This window comes from Protofrankia symbiont of Coriaria ruscifolia, from assembly GCF_900634745.1.
GTDB lineage: Bacteria > Actinomycetota > Actinomycetes > Frankiales > Frankiaceae > Protofrankia > Protofrankia californiensis.
Window position 1 is genome coordinate 31227 of sequence record NZ_CAAAFR010000005.1, and the last position, 5320, is coordinate 36546.

Annotated in this window: 1 protein-coding gene and 1 pseudogene; one reads left to right on the forward strand and one right to left on the reverse strand. The window is 67.0% G+C overall.

The annotated features are described in order from the left end of the window. A pseudogene (locus tag CV1CTNOD_RS00300) lies at positions 1–642 on the forward strand (XRE family transcriptional regulator); the annotation flags it as partial. A gap of 272 nt (positions 643–914) precedes the next feature. Here CV1CTNOD_RS00300 and CV1CTNOD_RS26025 read toward each other — a convergent pair. Further along, the gene (locus CV1CTNOD_RS26025; RefSeq protein WP_131784216.1) at positions 915–4922 is read right to left on the reverse strand and encodes a molybdopterin-dependent oxidoreductase; all 4008 of its coding nucleotides are present in this window, start codon (positions 4920–4922) and stop codon (positions 915–917) included. Between the last annotated feature and the right edge of the window lie 398 nt (positions 4923–5320).

The following is a 5320-nucleotide window of genomic DNA, read 5'->3' on the forward strand; positions in this document are numbered from 1 at the left end:
CTCGGAACGGAAACAGATAGCGCCGAAATACGAGGTTGGGCATACGAGATGAGCGCATGGTTCGCACTAACCGCCGGCAACTATGCTGGTGCAGTCTCGGCAGCTCGTGCAGGATCACGAATAGCGGGACAACACAGTGTTGCCGTCCAGCTTGCAGCACAGGAAGCGAAGGCATGGGCGCGCTTGGGCGACCGCAGGCAAGTCGAAATAGCTCTCGAACGCGGCCGAATGCTGCTTGAGCAGCTCGAACATCCAGCCAATCTGGACAACCATTTTATAGTCGATCCTTCAAAATTCGACTTCTATGCCATGGATTGCTACCGGCTGGTCGGCGAAAATCCGCTCGCCGAAGCCTATGCCAATGAAGTAATTAGGGCCGGGACCAGCCACCTCGGAAAAGAGCTATCGCCGATGCGAATTGCAGAAGCTCGGGTGACACTAGGCGTTATTGCCGCGCGCCAAGACGATCTTGATCGAGCTATCTTCTTCGGAAACCGCGCTCTCGATGGCGAACGTAAGTCCCTGCCTTCTCTTCTCATGGTGTCCAGCGAACTCGGTGCTCTGATGAGCAGCCGGTACGCGAAAGAGCCGGAGGCTCAGGGCTACTTGGACCGCCTCCAGGAACTTAGCTTCAGACAGTAATTGGCTTTTCTGCGTTTAAGTCATATATCGGAGTGGCCATTTAAGGCTCGGCGGACGTGTTAGCCCGGGTCGTGCAAACCGCCCGGCCCCACCGCCACGGCGACAGCGCCCGGTGCAGCCCACTGGCCCGGACGGTCTCGGTCAGCAGGACCCCGCCCGCATGAGACACAACTCCCCGACCGGCGGCATCGACACGGACAGACGGATAAACACCGGTACTCTTCACCGCAAGGGTGCTCCTCGGTTCGAGGACGGATAAGGCCTTGACAGCCTCAATCCTCCCAGGACGGCATACCCAGGTCCGCCCACACCGCCGGCAGATCCTCCTCGCGGACCTCGAGCAGGTCGATACGCCGCCCCCCGGTGATTTTCACCATCGGACTGCCGTACCTGTCCGCCACGTCGGCGATACGGCGCAACTGCGCGGGCGTCACCCCCTCGGCGATCCGCGGCATCACCGACGACACGCCGTCGGCCCGGATATCGGCGCGTATCCGGCCATCGGGCCCATCGAGCTCATCGAGCTCATCGGGGAAGTCCTCGCTCGTCGCCCACTCGACGATCTGTGTCACCAGCGTCCTGCACGAACCGCAGCCCTTGCCGGCACGGGTCGCAGCCATCACCCCGGCGGCGGTCTGCTGCCCCGACCGCACACACGCGACCAGGGTGCCCTTGCTCACCCCGTTGCAGTTGCAGACCTGCGCATCGTCAGTGAGCTCGGCCGCACCGACGGCGGCAGTCGGGGCACCGATGTCGAACAGCATCTTCAGACGCTCCTCGGGCAGCGGAAACTCCCGGTCGAACGCCTGCAAGAGGAAGGCTGCCCTGGCGGTGTCTCCAACGAGAGTGGCGCCGACGAGCTTGCCATCCCGGATGACCACATTCTTGTACACCCCGCGGCGGGGCTCGACGAACCGGACAACCTCGTCATCGTCATGTTCGGGTGCCCGCAAGCCCATGGCCGCCACGTCCACCCCAGCCACCTTCAACGTGGTGACGGTCTTCGAACCATGGTATGCAGCGTCCGGCTTCGCGCCGGTGATGTGGTCGGCGAGAACCGCGGCCTGCTCCCACAGCGGCGCCACCAGCCCATACACCTCCCCGCGATGCTGCGCACACTCTCCTACGACATAGATGTCGGGGTCGTCGACGGAGCGCATCTGATCATCGGTGACGATTCCCTGCTCAACGGTGAGGCCACCGTGCAGCCCCAGATCGACGTTGGGGCGGATGCCCGCAGTGATCACCACCATGTCCGTGTCGATGGTCGTGCCGTCCGCGAGCGCCACCCCGCTGACCACATCCTCGCCGAGCAGCGCAACGGTCCTGGCCGAGGTGCGCACTGTGATCCCGAGGCCTTCGACGCTACGACGCAGGATCTCGCCGGCCTCGTCGTCGAGTTGGGCGTTCATCAGCGTCGGCGCGGCGTGCAGGACGCGGACGTCGAGCCCGTGCTCCTGCAGTCCGCGCGCCGCCTCAAGCCCGAGGAGACCCCCACCGATCACGACAGCGGTACGGCAACGAGCGCCTTCGGCGATATCAGCCGAAACGCCTCCGGCCACGGAAGAAAAAATCCTTCCATGACCTTTGGCGATACCATTGGCAAAGGCGATCATTCGCCGGCAGTCGTCAAGGGTGCGGAAGGCGAACACCCCTGACCGCAGAGTGCCGTCCGGACGGTGGACTCCATCGATCGGGGGGATGAACGGTCGGCTGCCGGTCGCGACGACCAGCTTGTCGTAGGGCTCGGCCGTCCCGTCGTCGGCGAACACCGTGCGGGCGTGGCGGTCGATACGGTTGACGCGCACACCCGCACGCAGGCGGACACCATGCGCGCGGTACCACTCGGGGGGATTGAGGAAGATTTCCGCATCCTCCTCCAGCCCGGCGAGCACGTTCGACAGCAGAATGCGGTTGTAGCTGCCATGCGGCTCGTCGCCGAACACCGTGATGGTGAACATCTCGGCCCCGCCGCGGGCGAGGATCTCCTCCACTGTGCGGGCGCCGGCCATTCCGTTACCGACGACCACGAGACGCCGAAGCGGCGTGCCATGCATACGGCGGTCCTTCGCGGTAGGTCGATCGGTCGAAGGGGTGCTCCCCGCAACGGGACGGGCTGCGGTGGCGGCAACCGGATAATCAGTCCCGATCGGGTTGTCTGTGGCAACCGGGACGGTCGCGCCGGTCGGGATGGTGTCACCGCCTTCGGGCAGGGCGTCCAGGCGCGCGATCGTGACCGCGCACACCTTGAATTCCGGCATCCGTGAGTGCGGATCGAGCGCGGGATTCGTCAGCAGGTTGGCGGTGGACATACCGCTCCAGTGGAACGGCGTGAACAGGGTGTCGGGGCGGATGGTGTCGGTGAGCCGGGCCCGGAACACCGCCCGGCCCCGCCGGGACCGGATTTCCACCAGGTCACCGCCTGCGATGCCGTAGCGGGCCGCGAGCGTCGGATGAATCTCGACGGACGGGTCGGACGCGGCCGTCAGCAGGGCACGCACCCGACGGGTCTGCGTCCCGGACTGATACTGCTGCATGATCCGGCCGGTGGTCAGATAGTACGGATACTGCCGGTCCGGCTGCTCGACAGCACCACGGTGACGGACAGGGTGGAAGCGTGCACGACCGTCCGGGGTGGCGAACGTCTCGGTGAACAAGCGTGGCGTGCCCGGATGCGCTTCGTCCGGGCACGGCCAGAAGACCCCGTGCTCGGCGGCGATACGCTCATAGGTGATGCCGGCGTAGTCGGCAAGCCCACCGGCGCTGGCACGGCGCAGCTCGTCGAACACCTCCCGCGCGGAATCGGTGAAGAACCGGCCGCGTCCCAGCCGCCAGGCGAGGTCGGCCAGCATCTGCAGGTCGGTGCGTACGCCGGGGGGCGGCTGGACCGCCGCGCGGCGCAGCAGCACCCGGCCCTCGAGGTTGGTCATGGTGCCCTCCTCCTCGGCCCACTGGGTGCAGGGCAGCACCACGTCCGCGAACTGAGCGGTCTCGGAAACGAAGATGTCCGACACGGCGAGAAAATCCAACGCGCCCAGCCGCCGAGCGATCCGGTTCGCGTCAGGTCCGGAAACGACCGGGTTGGACCCGAACACCAGCAGCGCCCGCACACCGCCGTCGGTACCCAGGGCGTCGAGCATCTCGAAAGCGGACACACCTGGCGGCGGCAGTTCATCCGGGTCGATCCCCCAGACCGCGGCGACGTGAGCCCGGTCCGCCGGGTCCGCGAGCTTGCGGTAGCCGGGAAGCTGGTCGGCTTTCTGTCCGTGTTCACGCCCGCCCTGGCCGTTGCCCTGCCCGGTCACCGTGCCATAGCCGGAGAACGGCCGTCCGGGCAGCCCGAGGGCGAGCGCGAGGTTGATGAACGCCTGTGCGGTGTCGGTGCCGGTGGCATGCTGCTCGGCGCCGCGGGCGGTGAGCACCATCGCCGTCTCCGCCTCGGCGAGCAGGTGCACGGCACGGCGTAGGTCCTGTTCGGGCACACCGGTGATCCGCTCGACCCGGGCCGGCCAGTAGGCGGTGACCGCACGGCGGACGGCGTCGAAACCGACGGTACGAGCATCGACATAATCGTTGTCGACGAGCCTGTCCCGGATCGCGATGTGCATCATCCCGTTGGCCAGCGCGAGATCGGTGCCAGGAGTGTTCTGCAGGTGCAGGGCGGCGCCGCGCGCGCTCGCGGTGGCCCGGGGGTCGACGACGATGTGGCAGGCCCCGGCCGCGCGGCCGGCGTCGAACCACTGCATCACCGGCGGCATGGTGTCCGCGGGGTTGCCGCCGACCAGCAGCACGACCTGCGCCTTGGCGATGTCGCTGACCGGGAACGGCAGGCCGCGGTCGATGCCGAAAGCGCGGTTGGACGCCATCGCCGCCGAGGACATGCAGAACCGGCCGTTGTAGTCGATGGAGCGGCTACGCAGCGCCACCCGGGCGAACTTGCCGAGGGTGTACGCCTTCTCGTTGGTCAGCCCGCCACCGCCGAAACATCCGACGCTGTCCGGCCCGTACCGGCGCTGACTGTCACCGATCGCGGTGACGATGCGGTCCAGGGCCTCGTCCCACGACGCCGGACGCAGCTCGCCACCCCGATGATCGCGGACGAGCGGGCCGGTCAGCCGTTCGGGGTGGTCGAGTAGATCGGCGGCGGTCCAGCCCTTCGAGCACAGCCCACCCCGGTTGGTCGGGAAGTCCTCCTGAGGGGTGACGCCGATCCCCCGGGAGCCGGGGTGCAGCACGATGCCACACTGCAGGGAACAGTACGGGCAATGGGTCGCGGTCATCGAGGCCGTCACCGTTGGTATAGTTATCGGCCACGATTTCACCGCAGTGCAGCGGTCGTTACCGGCCCGTCGCGACCTCCGCACACAGCCGGCCGCACGCCCGTGAGCGGGTCTGCCCAAAAAATAGCTCTGACGCGAAGATTCCCGAACCGGTCGCTGGTAGTTGGGCGCGCGGAGCTGCCGGCGCGCTGTCGCGGGTCGGCTGCTGGCTGCCGTGGGTCAGGAGGCGGTGTCGAGGGTGACGCGGTAGCCCATGGTTTCGAGGTGGCGGACGGCGCGGGTCCGGGCTCGTTCGGGGTCGCGGCGGGTGAAGTAGTCGCCGCCGAGGTCCTGGTAGTCGGTGTCGTTGGTGAGCATGTGCCAGACAGCGGTGAGGGTGGAGTGCTCGATCGCGACGA